The sequence below is a fragment of the Pseudomonas sp. GL_091 genome, assembly GCF_057837725.1.
Genome location: NZ_CM174451.1, coordinates 4,866,632 through 4,883,109, shown reverse-complemented (window position 1 = coordinate 4,883,109; position 16,478 = coordinate 4,866,632). Strand labels below are relative to the sequence as shown.

General features: G+C 60.5%; 16 protein-coding genes. 7 read left to right on the top strand and 9 right to left on the bottom strand.

The genetic code is table 11. The annotated features are described in order from the left end of the window. Complete coding sequence (clpA, locus tag AC3ITY_RS22225) at nucleotides 1-2,271, top strand: ATP-dependent Clp protease ATP-binding subunit ClpA (protein WP_056723817.1); 2,271 nt, start codon at nucleotides 1-3, stop codon at nucleotides 2,269-2,271. 264 nt (nucleotides 2,272-2,535) lie between these two features. Here clpA and infA read toward each other — a convergent pair whose 3' ends face one another. The 4 genes from infA to trxB all read right to left on the bottom strand — a co-directional run bounded on the left by infA (nucleotide 2,536) and on the right by trxB (nucleotide 5,333). Continuing rightward, nucleotides 2,536-2,754: a translation initiation factor IF-1 gene (gene infA, locus AC3ITY_RS22220; RefSeq protein WP_002553999.1), complete on the bottom strand. Its 219-nt coding sequence runs from the start codon at nucleotides 2,752-2,754 to the stop codon at nucleotides 2,536-2,538. 111 nt (nucleotides 2,755-2,865) lie between these two features. Continuing rightward, the gene (locus tag AC3ITY_RS22215; RefSeq protein WP_223447812.1) at nucleotides 2,866-3,573 is read right to left on the bottom strand and encodes an arginyltransferase; all 708 of its coding nucleotides are present in this window, start codon (nucleotides 3,571-3,573) and stop codon (nucleotides 2,866-2,868) included. A 57-nt stretch (nucleotides 3,574-3,630) separates the two neighbouring features. After that, on the bottom strand, nucleotides 3,631-4,311 hold the full coding sequence (gene aat / locus AC3ITY_RS22210; protein WP_489304995.1) for a leucyl/phenylalanyl-tRNA--protein transferase: 681 nt from the start codon (nucleotides 4,309-4,311) through the stop codon (nucleotides 3,631-3,633). A 62-nt stretch (nucleotides 4,312-4,373) separates the two neighbouring features. Then, a complete protein-coding gene (gene trxB, locus AC3ITY_RS22205) occupies nucleotides 4,374-5,333 on the bottom strand; it encodes a thioredoxin-disulfide reductase (protein WP_489304993.1) in 960 nt (319 codons plus the stop codon). Nucleotides 5,334-5,639: 306 nt separating this feature from the next. On the opposite strand from trxB, the gene AC3ITY_RS22200 reads away from it, so the two are divergent. The 6 genes from AC3ITY_RS22200 (at nucleotide 5,640) to cysG (ending at nucleotide 13,281) form a co-directional block, all read left to right on the top strand. Next, the gene (locus tag AC3ITY_RS22200) at nucleotides 5,640-8,051 is read left to right on the top strand and encodes a DNA translocase FtsK (protein WP_489304991.1); all 2,412 of its coding nucleotides are present in this window, start codon (nucleotides 5,640-5,642) and stop codon (nucleotides 8,049-8,051) included. Nucleotides 8,052-8,118: 67 nt separating this feature from the next. Continuing rightward, nucleotides 8,119-8,742 (top strand): outer membrane lipoprotein periplasmic chaperone LolA, encoded by a 624-nt coding sequence (gene lolA, locus AC3ITY_RS22195; protein WP_223453983.1) that lies wholly within the window; start codon nucleotides 8,119-8,121, stop codon nucleotides 8,740-8,742. A gap of 150 nt (nucleotides 8,743-8,892) precedes the next feature. Beyond that, nucleotides 8,893-10,215, top strand: a complete 1,323-nt coding sequence (locus tag AC3ITY_RS22190; RefSeq protein ID WP_489304988.1) for a replication-associated recombination protein A — start codon at nucleotides 8,893-8,895, stop codon at nucleotides 10,213-10,215. After that, nucleotides 10,215-10,589 carry a fluoride efflux transporter CrcB gene (gene crcB, locus AC3ITY_RS22185; protein ID WP_008049383.1) on the top strand — a complete coding sequence of 125 codons (375 nt, stop codon included), beginning with the start codon at nucleotides 10,215-10,217 and terminating at the stop codon, nucleotides 10,587-10,589. Before AC3ITY_RS22190 ends, crcB begins: the two co-directional genes overlap by 1 nt. A gap of 16 nt (nucleotides 10,590-10,605) precedes the next feature. Further along, nucleotides 10,606-11,886: a serine--tRNA ligase gene (gene serS, locus AC3ITY_RS22180; protein WP_489304986.1), complete on the top strand. Its 1,281-nt coding sequence runs from the start codon at nucleotides 10,606-10,608 to the stop codon at nucleotides 11,884-11,886. Then, nucleotides 11,887-13,281 carry a siroheme synthase CysG gene (cysG, locus tag AC3ITY_RS22175; protein WP_489304984.1) on the top strand — a complete coding sequence of 465 codons (1,395 nt, stop codon included), beginning with the start codon at nucleotides 11,887-11,889 and terminating at the stop codon, nucleotides 13,279-13,281. 117 nt (nucleotides 13,282-13,398) lie between these two features. Here the strand turns inward: cysG and AC3ITY_RS22170 are convergent, their stop codons facing one another. The 5 genes from AC3ITY_RS22170 to tusC all read right to left on the bottom strand — a co-directional run bounded on the left by AC3ITY_RS22170 (nucleotide 13,399) and on the right by tusC (nucleotide 16,477). Continuing rightward, complete coding sequence (locus tag AC3ITY_RS22170; RefSeq protein WP_489304982.1) at nucleotides 13,399-14,400, bottom strand: glutathione S-transferase family protein; 1,002 nt, start codon at nucleotides 14,398-14,400, stop codon at nucleotides 13,399-13,401. Between the two features lie 91 nt (nucleotides 14,401-14,491). Next, a complete protein-coding gene (locus AC3ITY_RS22165) occupies nucleotides 14,492-15,493 on the bottom strand; it encodes a glycosyl transferase family protein (RefSeq protein WP_489304980.1) in 1,002 nt (333 codons plus the stop codon). Continuing rightward, nucleotides 15,490-15,825, bottom strand: a complete 336-nt coding sequence (locus tag AC3ITY_RS22160; protein WP_223447804.1) for a TusE/DsrC/DsvC family sulfur relay protein — start codon at nucleotides 15,823-15,825, stop codon at nucleotides 15,490-15,492. Before AC3ITY_RS22160 ends, AC3ITY_RS22165 begins: the two co-directional genes overlap by 4 nt. Then, complete coding sequence (gene tusB / locus AC3ITY_RS22155; protein ID WP_489304978.1) at nucleotides 15,822-16,115, bottom strand: sulfurtransferase complex subunit TusB; 294 nt, start codon at nucleotides 16,113-16,115, stop codon at nucleotides 15,822-15,824. Before tusB ends, AC3ITY_RS22160 begins: the two co-directional genes overlap by 4 nt. Beyond that, nucleotides 16,115-16,477: a sulfurtransferase complex subunit TusC gene (gene tusC, locus AC3ITY_RS22150; RefSeq protein WP_489304976.1), complete on the bottom strand. Its 363-nt coding sequence runs from the start codon at nucleotides 16,475-16,477 to the stop codon at nucleotides 16,115-16,117. Before tusC ends, tusB begins: the two co-directional genes overlap by 1 nt. Nucleotide 16,478: the final 1 nt, after the last annotated feature.

Below are 16,478 nucleotides of genomic sequence, written 5' to 3'. Positions count from 1 at the left end.
ATGTTAAACCGCGAGCTCGAAGTCACCCTCAATCTTGCCTTCAAGGAGGCCCGTTCGAAGCGTCATGAGTTCATGACCGTCGAACACCTCTTGCTGGCCCTATTGGACAATGAGGCTGCCGCCACCGTTTTGCGTGCGTGCGGCGCAAACCTCGACAAACTCAAGCATGACCTGCAGGAGTTCATCGACTCCACCACGCCATTGATCCCCGTGCATGACGAGGATCGCGAAACCCAGCCAACCCTGGGCTTCCAGCGTGTACTGCAACGTGCTGTGTTTCACGTACAGAGCTCGGGCAAACGCGAAGTGACTGGTGCCAACGTGCTGGTCGCGATCTTCAGTGAGCAAGAGAGTCAGGCGGTGTTCCTGCTGAAACAGCAGAGCGTTGCCCGCATAGATGTCGTCAACTACATCGCCCATGGCATTTCCAAGGTGCCGGGGCATGGCGATCACTCTGAAGGTGAGCAAGATATGCAGGACGACGAGGGCGGTGAGTCTTCTTCCTCTGGCAATCCCCTGGATGCTTATGCCAGCAACCTCAACGAGCTGGCGCGCCAGGGTCGTATCGATCCGTTGGTAGGTCGTGAGCTGGAAGTCGAGCGCGTCGCGCAGATCCTGGCGCGTCGTCGCAAAAACAATCCGCTGCTGGTGGGCGAGGCGGGCGTGGGTAAAACCGCGATTGCCGAAGGCCTGGCCAAGCGCATTGTCGACAACCAGGTGCCGGACCTGCTGGCCAACAGCGTGGTTTACTCCCTCGATCTGGGGGCCTTGCTGGCCGGTACCAAGTATCGTGGCGATTTCGAGAAGCGCTTCAAGGCGTTGCTCAATGAGCTGAAAAAACGTCCGCAGGCGATCCTGTTCATCGACGAGATCCACACCATCATTGGTGCGGGTGCCGCGTCCGGTGGCGTCATGGACGCCTCGAACCTGCTCAAGCCACTGCTGTCGTCCGGTGATATCCGCTGCATCGGTTCGACCACCTTCCAGGAATTCCGCGGCATCTTCGAGAAGGACCGTGCTTTGGCCCGGCGCTTCCAGAAGGTCGATGTGTCGGAGCCTTCGGTGGAAGACACCATTGGCATTCTGCGCGGCCTGAAGGGGCGTTTCGAAAGCCATCACAATATCGAATACAGTGATGAAGCCCTGCGCGCGGCTGCCGAACTGGCCTCGCGTTACATCAATGACCGTCATATGCCGGACAAGGCCATCGACGTCATCGACGAAGCGGGTGCCTACCAGCGCCTGCAACCGGTCGAGAAGCGTGTGAAGCGCATCGAAGTGCCGCAAGTCGAGGACATCGTCGCGAAAATCGCGCGGATTCCGCCAAAACACGTCACCAGTTCCGACAAAGAGCTGCTGCGTAACCTCGAGCGTGATCTGAAGTTGACCGTGTTCGGTCAGGATGCCGCGATCGACTCGCTGGCAACCGCGATCAAGCTGTCCCGTGCCGGCCTCAAGTCCCCTGACAAGCCTGTCGGTTCGTTCCTGTTCGCAGGGCCTACCGGTGTCGGTAAAACCGAAGCGGCGCGTCAGTTGGCCAAGGCCTTGGGTGTCGAGCTGATTCGTTTCGACATGTCCGAGTACATGGAGCGCCACACCGTATCGCGTCTGATCGGTGCGCCTCCGGGTTATGTCGGATTCGATCAGGGCGGTTTGCTCACCGAAGCCATCACCAAGCAGCCACACTGCGTGCTGTTGCTCGATGAGATCGAAAAGGCGCATCCGGAAGTCTTCAACCTGCTGCTGCAGGTGATGGACCACGGTACGTTGACCGATAACAACGGGCGCAAGGCGGATTTCCGTAACGTGATCGTCATCATGACGACCAACGCCGGTGCCGAGACCGCGGCCCGCGCTTCGATCGGTTTCACCTATCAGGATCACTCGTCCGATGCGATGGAAGTGATCAAGAAGAGCTTCACGCCGGAATTCCGCAACCGTCTGGACACCATCATCCAGTTTGGTCGCCTCAGCCATGAGGTGATCAAGAGCGTGGTGGACAAGTTCCTTACCGAGCTTCAGGCGCAGCTGGAAGACAAGCGTGTGTTGCTGGAAGTCACCGATGCAGCCCGCAACTGGCTGGCCGAAGGTGGCTACGACGCGGCGATGGGTGCGCGCCCAATGGCTCGCCTGATCCAGGACAAGATCAAGCGTCCGCTGGCGGAGGAGATTCTCTTTGGCGAACTGGCCGAGCATGGCGGTGTGGTACACATCGACATCAAGGACGGCGAGCTGACCTTCGAGTTCGAGACCACGGCCGAGATGGCCTGACGTTCAGAAGCAAAACAAAAAGGCGCCGAGAGGCGCCTTTTTGTTGTCTGCAGGTCATACACAAATCCAGTGTGGGAGTGCGGCAGGCAAATCGCAGACAAACAAAAACGCCCGGCAATGCCGGGCGTTTTGTGTTGACTTGATTAGCGAGCTGGCCCTACGCCTGTAGGAGCGAGCTTGCTCGCGATGTTCGTCAACGATGATGCGGGGAGTCTGACTTGACGCGGCGCCCTCAGGTTTTTCGCGAGCAAGCTCGCTCCTACCTTAACGAGCGCGGTAAGTGATGCGCCCTTTGCTCAAGTCATAGGGAGTCAGCTCTACGCGCACTTTGTCGCCGGTAAGAATACGGATGTAGTTCTTGCGCATCTTGCCGGAGATGTGCGCGGTTACGACGTGCCCATTTTCCAACTCCACACGAAACATGGTGTTGGGCAGGGTGTCGACGACAGTGCCTTCCATTTCGAAGCTGTCTTCTTTCGACATGCAGTAAAGCCCTCGGTGTCCAATGAATGGCCCGGTGCAACTGCGCCAGGCAAAAGCGGCGTGCATTGTGCCCGAAAAGTGGGGTTTAAGCCAAGGGGTTTAGGGCCAGCTCTAGTTTAGAACCACCCAGCGCTGATTAATCAGCAACTCAATGGGGCGATATTGAGTCTTGTAGTTCATCTTTTTGCAGTTTTTGATCCAGTAGCCGAGGTAGACCGCATCCAGCCCCAACCGCCTGGCCTCGGCGATTTGCCAGAGGATCGCATAGCGCCCAAGGCTGCGGCGCTCTTCGGCCGGTTCGTAGAAGGTGTAGACCGCCGAAAGACCGTTCGGCAGTAAATCGGTGACGGCGACGGCCAGCAGCTGGCCGTTCAGGCGGAACTCGTAAAATCGGGAAAACGGCAGGTCCCGAACCAGGAATGTCGAAAACTGGTCGCGACTCGGCGGGTACATATCGCCGTCGGCGTGACGCTGTTCGATATAGCGCTGGTAAAGGTCGAAGTACTCTTCGTTGAAGCCGGGCTTGGCCGGACGCACCTGCAAATCCACGTTGCGCTTGAAGATGCGTTTCTGTTGCCGGTTGGGCGTGAACTGCCCCACGGGAATGCGTGCCGGAACGCACGCATTGCAATTCTGGCAATGCGGCCGGTAGAGATGATCGCCACTGCGACGAAACCCCATCTCCGACAGGTCTGCATAGACATGCACATCCATGGGCTGGCTAGGGTCGAGGAACAGGGTTGTGGCCTGCTCATCGGGCAGATAACTGCAAGAGTGCGGCTGAGTGGCATAGAACTTCAAACGCGCCAACTCGGTCATGATCAACCCTCGGGATAATGCTTTTGAATAAGTGTAAGCCACGCGCGCAAATGTCGCTCAGCAAACCCAATTGGCGCTGCTGGGCTGGTCCAGATACTGCGCAAGGTAATTGGCAAAGTCGCGGCGAGGAATGGCCCGCGCTCCCAGGCTGTGCAGGTGATCGGTCGGCATCTGGCAATCGATCAGTACAAAACCCGAGTCTTTCAGATGCCGCACCAGTGTGGCAAAACCGAATTTCGAGGCGTTGTCAGCGAGGCTGAACATGGACTCGCCGAAAAACAGCCGGCCCATCGCCAGGCCGTAGAGGCCGCCCACGAGTTCATCTCCGTCCCACACTTCCACCGAGTGCGCGTGTCCGCGCCTGTGCAACTCGATATAAGCGTCCTGCATGGCCTCGGTGATCCAGGTACCGTCGGCGTAATCCCGAGGGGCCGCACAGGCGCGGATGACGGCGGCAAAGTCCTGGTCAAAGGTCACTTGATAGCGTTGCTGGCGCAGCAATTTGTTCAGGCTGCGCGAGACGTGCAATTCGTCGGGAAACAGAACCGTGCGCGGGTCCGGTGACCACCAAAGGATCGGCTGGCCTTCGGAAAACCATGGGAAGCAGCCGTGGCGATAAGCCGAGATCAGCCGATCGGCGGACAGGTCACCGCCGGCAGCCAGAAGCCCGTTGGGGTCGCGCATGGCCTTTTCCAACGGTGGGAAATGCAAGGAATTGCGTTGTAACCAAGTCAGCATGGCATCCGGGCTTACAGAAGGGGAGGGCAGTGGCGGGTGTTGGCCCGCCATAAAGTTTGCCTTTAAACGGCAGGAATGTCGTCGAGGTATTTTTCAGCGTCCAGCGCCGCCATGCAACCGGCCCCGGCAGACGTAACGGCCTGGCGATAAACGTGGTCGGCCACGTCGCCGGCGGCAAACACCCCTGCAATTGCCGTGGCGGTGGCATCGCCTTCGCTGCCACCCTTGACCAGCAGATACCCGTCGCGCATTTCCAGTTGGCCTGTGAACAGGTCAGTGTTGGGTTTATGGCCGATAGCGATAAACACCCCGGCCAGCGGCAGTTCCCTGGTTTCACCCGTTTGGCTGTCCCGCAGGCGGGCGCCGGTCACACCGCTAGCATCGCCGAGCACTTCGTCCAGGTTCTGGTTCCAGTGCAGGCGGATATTGCCATTGGCGGCTTTTTCGAAGAGTTTGTCCTGGAGGATCTTCTCCGAGCGCAGCTTGTCGCGCCGATGCACCAGGTGCACTTCCTTGGCGATGTTCGACAGGTACAAGGCTTCCTCGACCGCCGTATTGCCGCCGCCCACCACCGCAACCACTTGGTTACGATAGAAAAATCCATCACAGGTCGCGCACGCCGACACCCCTTTGCCGGCAAACGCTTCTTCCGACGGCAGGCCCAAATATTGCGCGGAAGCACCGGTGGCAATGATCAAGGCGTCGCAGGTGTAGGTTCCGCCATCGCCAATCAGCTCGAACGGCCGTTGTTGCAACTTGGCGGTATGAATGTGGTCGTAAACGATCTCGGTGGCAAAGCGCTCGGCGTGTTTTTGCATGCGGTCCATCAGGACTGGCCCGGTCAGGCCCTCGACGTCGCCTGGCCAGTTATCCACCTCGACGGTAGTGGTGAGCTGGCCACCTGCCTGTATGCCGGTAATGACAACGGGATTGAGGTTGGCGCGGGCGGCATAAACGGCTGCGCTGTAACCGGCAGGGCCGGAGCCCAGGATAATCAGGCGTGAATGCTTCGCTTCGCTCATAAAAACACCTCATAAGCCTTTGTCACAAAAGAGAATGCATGCTCAAATTGAACAGCATGTCATATGCTTTTGACTATGCTACACCCAAGGGTCTCAAGCATGGCGTCGTGCGTACAAACCCGTACAATGCCCTGCGTGTTACATATATTCAGTGCGCGCCATGTTTATAAAAACCGGGGCGCAGTGTTAAAAGTAGTCCCGGTAACGCGTGTTAACTTTTTTACCTGCCTGGATTGGGCAGTTTTTTCGCAGTTTTTATAGACATTCATCAGATGGACGCGCCATTGGCGCAGGAAAAGAAGCGTTTTGAAGAAATCCACCGCAGCACCTAAACCAGCCGTCGTACCGCTCTGGCGCCAGCACTTGCACTACCGACTCAAGGAAGGTGCGCTGATCGCCATCGGTGCCTTGTGCCTGTTCCTGATGATGGCCTTGTTGACCTATGGCAAGGATGATCCGGGCTGGAGTCATAACAGCAAGATCGACGACGTGCAGAACTTCGGCGGGCCAGCGGGCTCCTACAGCGCCGATATCCTGTTCATGGTGCTGGGTTACTTCGCCTACATCTTTCCGTTGCTGCTGGCCATCAAGGCGTACCAGATCTTCCGCCAGCGTCACGAGCCGTGGCAGTGGAGCGGCTGGCTGTTCTCCTGGCGCCTGATCGGCCTGGTGTTCCTGGTACTGTCGGGCGCCGCCCTGGCCCATATCCATTTCCATGCCGCGACCGGTCTGCCGGCCGGTGCGGGCGGTGCGCTGGGCGAAAGCCTCGGCGACCTGGCCAGGAACGCCCTGAATATCCAGGGCAGTACGCTGTTGTTCATTGCGTTGTTCCTGTTCGGCCTGACCGTGTTTACCGACCTGTCGTGGTTCAAGGTGATGGACATCACCGGCAAGATCACCCTCGACCTGTTCGAACTGTTCCAGGGCGCCGCCAATCGCTGGTGGGCGGCCCGTACCGAGCGCAAACAGCTGGTTGCCCAGTTGCGTGAAGTCGATGACCGTATGGATGAAGTGGTCGCGCCGAGCGTTACCGACAAGCGCGAACAGGCCAAGGTCAAGGAACGTCTGATCGAACGTGAGCAAGCCCTGAGCAAGCACATGTCCGAGCGTGAGAAGCAGGTGCCGCCGGTGATTGCACCCGCGCCGCCAAAGCCCGTCGCACCGAGCAAGCGCGTCGAGAAAGAGAAACAGGCGCCGCTGTTCGTCGACAGCGCCGTGGAAGGCACCTTGCCACCGATCTCGATTCTCGACCCGGCGGAAAAGAAGCAGCTCAATTACTCGCCTGAATCCCTGGCTGCGGTTGGCCACTTGCTGGAAATCAAGCTCAAGGAATTCGGCGTTGAAGTCACGGTGGATTCGATTCACCCGGGCCCTGTGATCACCCGTTACGAGATCCAGCCGGCGGCCGGGGTCAAGGTCAGCCGTATTTCCAACCTGGCCAAAGACCTCGCGCGTTCCCTCGCCGTGACCAGCGTGCGCGTGGTGGAAGTGATTCCGGGCAAGACCACGGTCGGTATCGAGATTCCCAACGAAGACCGGCAGATCGTGCGTTTCTCCGAGGTGTTGTCGACCCCCGAGTACGACAACTTCAAATCCCCGGTCACCCTGGCCCTGGGCCACGACATCGGCGGCAAGCCGGTCATCACTGACCTTGCGAAAATGCCGCACTTGCTGGTGGCTGGTACCACCGGTTCCGGTAAGTCGGTGGGTGTGAACGCGATGATCCTGTCGATCCTGTTCAAGTCCGGCCCGGAAGACGCCAAACTGATCATGATCGACCCGAAAATGTTGGAACTGTCGATCTACGAGGGCATTCCGCACCTGCTGTGCCCGGTGGTCACCGACATGAAGGACGCCGCCAATGCCTTGCGCTGGAGCGTTGCCGAGATGGAGCGACGCTACAAGCTGATGGCCAAGATGGGGGTGCGAAACCTGTCGGGCTTCAACGCCAAGGTCAAGGAAGCCCAGGACGCCGGCGAGCCGTTGAGCGATCCTCTGTACAAGCGTGAAAGCATCCACGACGAAGCGCCGCTGCTGCAAAAGCTGCCGACCATCGTGGTAGTGGTCGACGAATTCGCCGACATGATGATGATCGTCGGCAAGAAGGTTGAAGAGCTGATTGCCCGTATCGCGCAAAAGGCTCGTGCGGCCGGTATCCACTTGATCCTTGCGACCCAGCGTCCGTCGGTGGATGTGATCACCGGTCTGATCAAGGCCAACATCCCGACCCGCATGGCGTTCCAGGTGTCGAGCAAGATCGACTCGCGGACCATCATCGACCAGGGCGGTGCCGAACAACTGCTCGGCCACGGTGACATGCTCTACATGCCGCCGGGTACCAGCCTGCCGATTCGTGTTCACGGTGCTTTCGTGTCCGACGATGAGGTTCACCGCGTGGTGGAAGCCTGGAAGCTGCGGGGCGCGCCGGAATACAATGACGACATTCTCAATGGCGTCGAAGAGGCGGGCAGCGGCTTTGAAGGCAGCAGCGGTGGCGGCGACGGTGACGATCCCGAGGCCGACGCACTGTACGACGAAGCCGTGCAGTTCGTGCTGGAAAGCCGTCGCGCCTCCATTTCCGCAGTTCAGCGCAAGCTGAAGATCGGCTACAACCGCGCCGCGCGCATGATCGAAGCCATGGAAATGGCCGGGGTCGTGACGTCCATGAACACCAACGGTTCGCGTGAAGTCCTGGCCCCGGGCCCGGTGCGCGACTGACCCGAGTATGAAAGGGGGGGCGCCCATTGGCGCCGCCCGCACTCCCACGAATGTTATGAGGACTCCCATGCGTCTGATCCGCATGCTGTTGCTGCCGGTACTGGCCTTGACCACGCTCCAGGCTAACGCCGATGACAAGGACGTGGCACGCCTGACCCAACTGCTGGAAAAATCCCAGACCCTGACCGCACGTTTCTCGCAACTGACCCTCGATGGTACCGGCACCCAGTTGCAGGAAACCGCCGGCGAGATGTCGCTGCAGCGTCCGGGCCTGTTCTACTGGCACACCGATGCACCGGCCGAACAGACCATGATCTCCGATGGCAAGAAAGTCACCCTGTGGGACCCGGACCTGGAACAGGCCACCATCAAGAAACTCGACCAGCGCCTGACCCAGACCCCGGCGTTGCTGTTGTCCGGTGACGTGTCCAAGATCAGCCAGAGCTTCGACATCAGCGCCAAGGAAGCCGGCGGCGTGATCGACTTCACCCTCAAGCCGAAAACCAAGGACACCCTGTTCGACAGCCTGCGCCTGTCGTTCCGCAATGGCCTGGTCAACGACATGCAGTTGATCGACAGCGTCGGCCAGCGCACCAATATCCTGTTCACCGGGGTGAAGGCCAACGAGCCGATCCCTGCCTCCAAGTTCAAGTTCGACATCCCCAAGGGTGCGGATGTAATTCAGGAATAAAGTGCAGAACCTCTGTAGGAGCGAGCTTGCTCGCGATAAACCCGAGCACGCCTCGGGGTGTCAGACTTACAGCGTTATCGTTGGCGACCATCGCGAGCGAGCTCGCTCCTACGTGATCGCATCAGAGCCAGTGAGGTTTCGTAGGTAGTCATGGACCTGTTTCGCAGCACCCCCATCGCCCAGCCCTTGGCCGCCCGCCTGCGTGCGGCCAATCTGGACGAGTACGTCGGTCAGGAGCACGTGCTCGCTCGCGGCAAGCCCTTGCGCGAAGCCCTGGAGCAGGGTGCCCTGCATTCGATGATTTTCTGGGGGCCGCCCGGGGTGGGCAAAACCACCCTGGCGCGATTGCTCGCGGAAGTCTCGGATGCGCACTTCGAAACGGTCTCGGCGGTACTGGCCGGGGTCAAGGAGATCCGCCAGTCGGTGGAAATCGCCAAGCAGCAGGCCGCGCAGTACGGCCGCCGCACCATCCTGTTCGTCGACGAAGTGCATCGCTTCAACAAGTCCCAACAGGATGCGTTCCTGCCCTATGTCGAAGACGGCACGCTGATTTTCATCGGCGCGACCACGGAAAACCCCTCGTTCGAGCTCAACAATGCCTTGCTCTCCCGGGCGCGGGTCTATGTGCTCAAAAGCCTCGACGAAGCGGCCCTGCGCAAGCTGGTGCACCGCGCGCTGACCGAAGAGCGAGGCCTGGGCAAGCGCAACCTGACCCTCAGCGACGAGGGCTTCCAGATGCTGCTGTCGGCCGCCGATGGCGATGGCCGGCGTCTGCTCAACCTGCTGGAAAACGCTTCGGACCTGGCGGAAGACAACAGCGAAATGGGTACCGAGCTCCTGCAAAGCCTGCTCGGCGATACCCGCCGGCGGTTCGACAAGGGCGGCGAAGCGTTCTACGACCAGATTTCCGCGCTGCATAAATCGGTGCGCGGCTCCAACCCCGATGGCGCCTTGTATTGGTTCGCACGGATGATCGACGGCGGTTGTGATCCGCTGTACCTGGCCCGGCGCGTGGTGCGCATGGCCAGCGAAGACATCGGCAATGCCGACCCCCGTGCCCTGAGCCTGTGCCTGGCGGCGTGGGAAGTGCAGGAGCGCCTCGGCAGCCCCGAAGGCGAGCTGGCGGTGGCCCAGGCCATCACCTATCTGGCCTGCGCGCCGAAAAGCAACGCGGTGTACATGGGCTTCAAGACTGCATTGCGCGCCGCCGCCGAGCACGGTTCGCTGGAAGTGCCGCTGCACCTGCGCAACGCGCCGACCAAGCTTATGAAGCAGCTGGGCTACGGCGATGAATACCGTTATGCCCACGATGAGCCGGACGCCTATGCCGCCGGGGAAGATTACTTCCCGGAAGAACTCGACCCGATCCCGTTCTATCAACCCGTGCCCCGTGGCCTGGAATTGAAGATCGGCGAAAAACTCAATCACCTGGCAAAACTCGACCGTTTAAGCCCAAGGCAGCGGAGAAAATAGTGCTTCCCTTGATCGTTGCGGTTTCCGTCGGCGGGATGGCCGGCACTCTGTTGCGCTTCGCCACCGGCAACTGGATCAACGCGAATTGGCCGCGGCACTTCTATACCGCGACGCTGGCCGTTAATATCGTGGGCTGTTTGCTGATCGGCGTTCTATACGGTCTGTTTTTGATACGCCCGGAGGTGCCCATCGAGGTGCGTGCCGGGTTGATGGTTGGCTTCCTCGGGGGGCTGACGACTTTTTCATCCTTTTCACTGGATACGGTGCGCCTGCTGGAAAGCGGGCAGGTGCCGCTGGCCCTGGGCTATGCGGCGCTCAGCGTATTCGGCGGGCTGCTTGCCACCTGGGCCGGCCTGTCCTTGACCAAACTTTGATAAACGAGAAACCGACATGCTCGATTCCAAACTGTTACGTAGCAACCTTCAGGACGTAGCGGACCGCCTGGCATCCCGTGGCTATACCCTGGATGTTGCGCGCATCGAAGCGCTGGAAGAACAGCGCAAGACCGTCCAGACCCGCACCGAAGCACTGCAGGCTGAACGTAACGCGCGCTCCAAATCCATCGGTCAGGCCAAGCAGCGCGGCGAAGACATCGCGCCGCTGATGGCGGACGTCGAGCGCATGGCGGGCGAATTGAGCACCGGTAAAGTCGAACTGGACGCGATCCAGAGCGAACTCGACTCGATCCTGCTGGGTATCCCCAACCTGCCGCACGAATCGGTACCGGTCGGTGAAGACGAAGACGGCAACGTCGAAGTGCGCCGTTGGGGCACCCCGACTGCCTTCGATTTCCCGGTTCAGGACCACGTGGCCCTGGGCGAGAAGTTCGGCTGGCTGGATTTTGAAACCGCCGCCAAGCTGTCCGGCGCCCGTTTCGCCCTGCTGCGCGGCCCGATCGCCCGTCTGCACCGCGCCTTGGCGCAGTTCATGATCAACCTGCATGTCAGCGAGCATGGCTATGAAGAGGCTTACACGCCTTATCTGGTCCAGGCCCCGGCGCTGCAAGGCACCGGCCAGTTGCCGAAGTTCGAAGAAGACCTGTTCAAGATCGCGCGCGAAGGCGAGGCTGATCTGTACCTGATCCCGACCGCCGAAGTGTCGCTGACCAACATCGTCGCCGGTGAAATCGTCGACTCGAAACTGCTGCCGATCAAGTTCGTCGCTCATACACCGTGCTTCCGCAGTGAAGCCGGCGCATCGGGCCGCGATACCCGCGGCATGATCCGCCAGCACCAGTTCGACAAGGTCGAAATGGTGCAGATCGTCGAGCCGTCGCAGTCGATGGAAGCGCTGGAAGGCCTGACCGCCAACGCCGAGAAAGTCCTGCAACTGCTGGAACTGCCTTACCGCACCCTGGCGCTGTGCACCGGCGACATGGGCTTCAGCGCGGTCAAGACCTACGACCTGGAAGTGTGGATCCCGAGCCAGGACAAGTACCGCGAAATTTCGTCGTGCTCCAACTGTGGCGACTTCCAGGCCCGCCGTATGCAAGCGCGTTTCCGCAACCCGGAAACCGGCAAGCCGGAACTGGTACACACCCTGAACGGCTCCGGTCTTGCAGTCGGTCGTACCCTGGTGGCGGTGCTCGAGAACTATCAGCAGGCCGACGGTTCGATCCGTGTGCCTGAGGTCCTCAAGCCGTACATGGGTGGCCTTGAGGTCATCGGCTAAATGAACTATCTGCCGCTGTTCCATAACCTTCGCGGCAGTCGTGTGTTGGTCGTCGGCGGGGGGGAGATTGCCTTGCGCAAATCCCGCCTGCTGGCCGATGCCGGTGCGCTGCTGCGGGTGGTTGCACCTGAAATCGAAGCGCAACTGCGCGAACTGGTTGCCGGCAGCGGTGGCGAGTGCCTGCTACGTGGCTACGCCGAGGCGGATCTGGACGGTTGCGGGCTGATCATTGCCGCCACCGACGACGAAGCGCTGAACGCACAAGTTTCCGCCGATGCCCATCGGCGTTGCGTGCCGGTCAACGTGGTGGACGCGCCAGCCCTGTGCAGCGTGATCTTCCCGGCCATCGTTGATCGTTCCCCACTGATTATCGCAGTGTCCAGCGGCGGCGATGCGCCGGTGCTGGCACGTTTGATCCGCGCCAAGATCGAAACCTGGATTCCTTCCTCCTACGGTCACCTGGCCGGTTTGGCGGCGCGATTCCGTCATCAGGTCAAAGGTCTGTTTCCGGATGTGCAGCAGCGTCGGGCGTTCTGGGAAGATGTTTTCCAGGGACCGATTGCCGACCGGCAACTGGCCGGGCAGGGCGGTGAAGCCGAGCGGTTGCTCCAGGCGAAAATCGATGGCGAAGCGCCAGTGGCGACCGGTGAGGTCTATCTGGTGGGCGCAGGGCCAGGTGACCCCGACTTGCTGACGTTCAAGGCATTGCGTCTGATGCAGCAAGCCGACGTGGTGTTGTACGACCGCTTGGTGGCGCCAGCGATTCTCGAACTGTGCCGTCGCGATGCCGAGCGGGTTTACGTCGGCAAGCGCCGTGCCGATCACGCGGTGCCGCAGGACCAGATCAACCAGCAATTGGTGGACCTGGCCAAGCAGGGCAAGCGCGTGGTGCGATTGAAAGGCGGTGATCCGTTCATCTTCGGTCGTGGTGGTGAGGAGATCGAAGAACTGGCGGCCCATGGCATCCCGTTCCAGGTCGTGCCGGGGATCACGGCGGCCAGTGGTTGCGCGGCCTATGCCGGGATTCCGCTGACCCACCGCGATTATGCGCAGTCGGTGCGTTTCATCACCGGCCACCTCAAGGACGGCTCCAGCGATTTGCCATGGGCCGATCTGGTGGCCCCGGCGCAAACCCTGGTGTTCTACATGGGGCTGGTGGGCTTGCCGGTCATCTGCGAACAGCTGATTAAGCATGGTCGCGCCGCCGATACCCCGGCGGCACTGATCCAGCAGGGCACCACGGTCAATCAGCGGGTGTTTACCGGCACCCTGGCGGACCTGCCACGACTGGTGGCGGAGCATGAAGTGCATGCGCCGACATTGGTGATCGTCGGCGAAGTGGTGCAACTGCGCGAGAAACTGGCGTGGTTCGAAGGGGCTCAATCAGACGTCTGAGCACCGCGTCGACCTCAATCGCGAGCAGGCTCGCTCCTACAGGGGATGTGTAAACGACACAAATCCATTGTAGGAGCGAGCCTGCTCGCGATGGGGCCTTCAAAACCTGCACAAATCTCAAGCTCTACGCCAAACCCCTTTCCCGCTCAACCGCTCCCGATCATGGGCCGCGGTAAAGTCCTGCGCCGGACCTTTGGGCACCACACCCGTCGGGTTGATGGTGCGGTGGCTGGCGTAGTAGTGGTTCTTGATGTGGGTGAAGTCCACCGTCTCGGCGATCCCCGGCCACTGATAGATTTCCCGCAGCCAGTTCGACAGGTTCGGATAATCGGCGATCCGCCGCAGGTTGCACTTGAAGTGCCCGTAGTACACCGCATCGAAGCGAATCAGCGTGGTGAACAGGCGGATGTCCGCTTCGGTCAGGTACTCGCCAGCCAGATAGCGGTTGGCGCCCAGCAGCAGTTCCAGCCGGTCCAGTTCGGCAAACACATCATCGAACGCTTCTTCATAAGCCTGTTGCGAGGTGGCAAACCCGGCGCGGTACACGCCATTGTTCACTGCCGGATAAATCCGCTCGTTCAGCGCATCGATCTCTCCGCGTAGCGCCGCCGGGTAGAAGTCCAGGTCGTTACCGGTCAAATCGTCGAAGGCGCCATTGAACATGCGGATGATTTCCGATGATTCATTGTTGACGATGCGATTCTGTTGTTTGTCCCACAGCACCGGTACGGTGACGCGGCCGGTGTAGTCGGCGGTGTCGGCGGTGTAGCGCTGGTGCATGAAGTCGAAGTGATCGAGCCTGTCGCCGGTCGAACCGAGGCTCTGGTCGAAGGTCCAGCCGTTTTCCAGCATCAACCAACTGACCACCGAGACATCGATCAGTTTTTCGAGGCCTTTGAGCTTGCGCAGGATCAGCGTGCGATGGGCCCATGGACAGGCCAGGGACACGTACAGGTGATAGCGCCCGGGCTCGGCCGCAAAACCGCCGACGCCGGTCGGTCCCGGCTTGCCGTCAGCGGTCAACCAGTTGCGACGCTGCGCCTGTTCACGCTGGAACGCGCCGTCCTTGCTGCTTTCGTACCACTTGTCCTGCCAGCGGCCATCAACTAACAAACCCATGTTCAAGACTCCCGAAACCCATAATCGATGGAGTCGAGTCTATTCCGATGAGTTCGAACAAAAAGCGCAAAGATCGGGCGTAAATGATCGATTAAATCGATTTGTCCCGCGCAGCCCAGTATTTTTCAGCGGTTTCGAAGGCCTGTTCGCGGCTCTGTCCGAGGCCACGCAGTGCCAGGGCCATGGTCGAGATCAGGGCCATTTGCGGGTAGCTGTCGACGACATCGCCACGCCATACCGCTTTCAAATGTTCAGGTTCAAGCGAGGCAGGTTTGACGTGACGCTGCGCTGACAACTGCGGCCATTCCTCATCCCAACTAACACCGCCGGTGGTGCCGTACAGGTGACTGTCGGCGTCCGGGTTGATCTCGATCTCGCCGCCATCGCCCTTGATCACGATGGCGGTGTCACCCAGCAAGCCGCTGGCATCGCGATGCACCGCCTGATAACCCGGGTGGAAAATGCTCTGCAGGCCGCAACGGGCGCCCAGCGGATTGAGAATCCGCGCCAGGGAGTGGATCGGCGAGCGCAGGCCCAGGGTGTTGCGCAGGTCGATCATCCGTTGCAGCTGTGGCGCCCAGTCCATCAATGGCATGAAGGCCAGGCCGCCGTTATCCAGCGCCGAACCCACCTGTTGCCAGTTGCGGCACAGCGGGATGTTCAGTTCGCCCAGCAGTTGTTCGCTGTACAAGCGGCCGGCCGTGTGGGCGCCACCGCCGTGCATGAAAATCCGCACGCCGTTTTGCGCCAGGCACTTGGCTGCCAGCAGATACCACGGCAGATGGCGTTTCTTGCCGGCATAGGTCGGCCAGTCCAGATCCACCGCCAGTGCCGGAGGATTCAGACGCTCACGCAAGGCCTCGGTGAAGCCCGCCATCTCTTCCGCGCTTTCTTCCTTGTGCCGCAACAGCATCAGGAATGCGCCGAGTTGGGTTTCCTCGACCTTTTCATCGAACACCATGCCCATGGCTTCGCGGGCTTCGACCCGGGTCAAATCGCGGGCGCCGCGCTTGCCTTTGCCAAGGATCCGCACGAACTGGGCGAACGGATGTTCGGCGGGCGTTTCGAGTGTCAGTGCTGGGTAATCGGTCATAAGCAATTCGTCGGTTTGGGCAGGCCCGCCAGTTTCGCGGCGAGTTTGGCGGGAGTGCCTTTGAACAGTCGGTTCAGGTGCAGGCTGTTGCCTTTTTCCGGGCCGAGTTTCAGGGCGGTGTATTTGATCAACGGGCGGGTGGCCGGTGACAGCTGGAATTCGGCGTAGAAACTGCGCAGCAGTTCGAGGACTTCCCAGTGTTCGGGCGTCAACTCGATGTCTTCGGTAGCCGCCAGGGCACTGGCCACATCGGCGGACCAGTCACTCAGTTCGACCAGGAATCCATCCTTGTCCAGCTCGATGGCGCGGGCGCCGACCGTCAATGCATTCATAGCCAACTGTTGACCTTGTCGTAGTGAATCGACAGCTCGACGAAGGCCGGGTAATCGATGGCTTTGGCCCAGTCTGGAACCGCAAGCGCACGGGCCTGAGCATCCTCGGCCAGGACGAACAGCTTCAGGCCACGCGCGCTGAGTGTCGTGAACGGCGCGGTGCCTGGCTGCAACGCATAGGCGGCATCACCGGACAACAGCAACCCGTCGTTGGCGCCGATCACGCGCAGGCAACTGGTCAGGCGTTCGTCGCCGAACGGGGAATGAGACAACACATGCAAAGTCGACATCAGAGGGTGATCACCTGGTCGTAACGGTCAATGAGGGCGGTGATTTCGTGGGCGGCCAACACCTGGGCTTCTTCCAGCGCCAGGCCGCTCGGGTCCAGGCCGCGCTGGGTAATGCTGTCGCCGCAGGCAAACAGTTCCTCGACACCGAACATCGGCAGGGCTTGCAGGTTGGCGCTCAGGTCCTTCTGTTGCAGGGCCTTGGCGTTCTGGCCGGCGGCCAGCTGGAACACACCGTCATCGAGAAACAACAGGCCAATCGGCAGATCGAAGGCGCCGCCGGCCAGCACGATATCCAGCGCTTCGCGCGCGCCTGGGCCGGACCATGGCGACTGGCGGCTGATGATCAATATGGATTTGGCCATG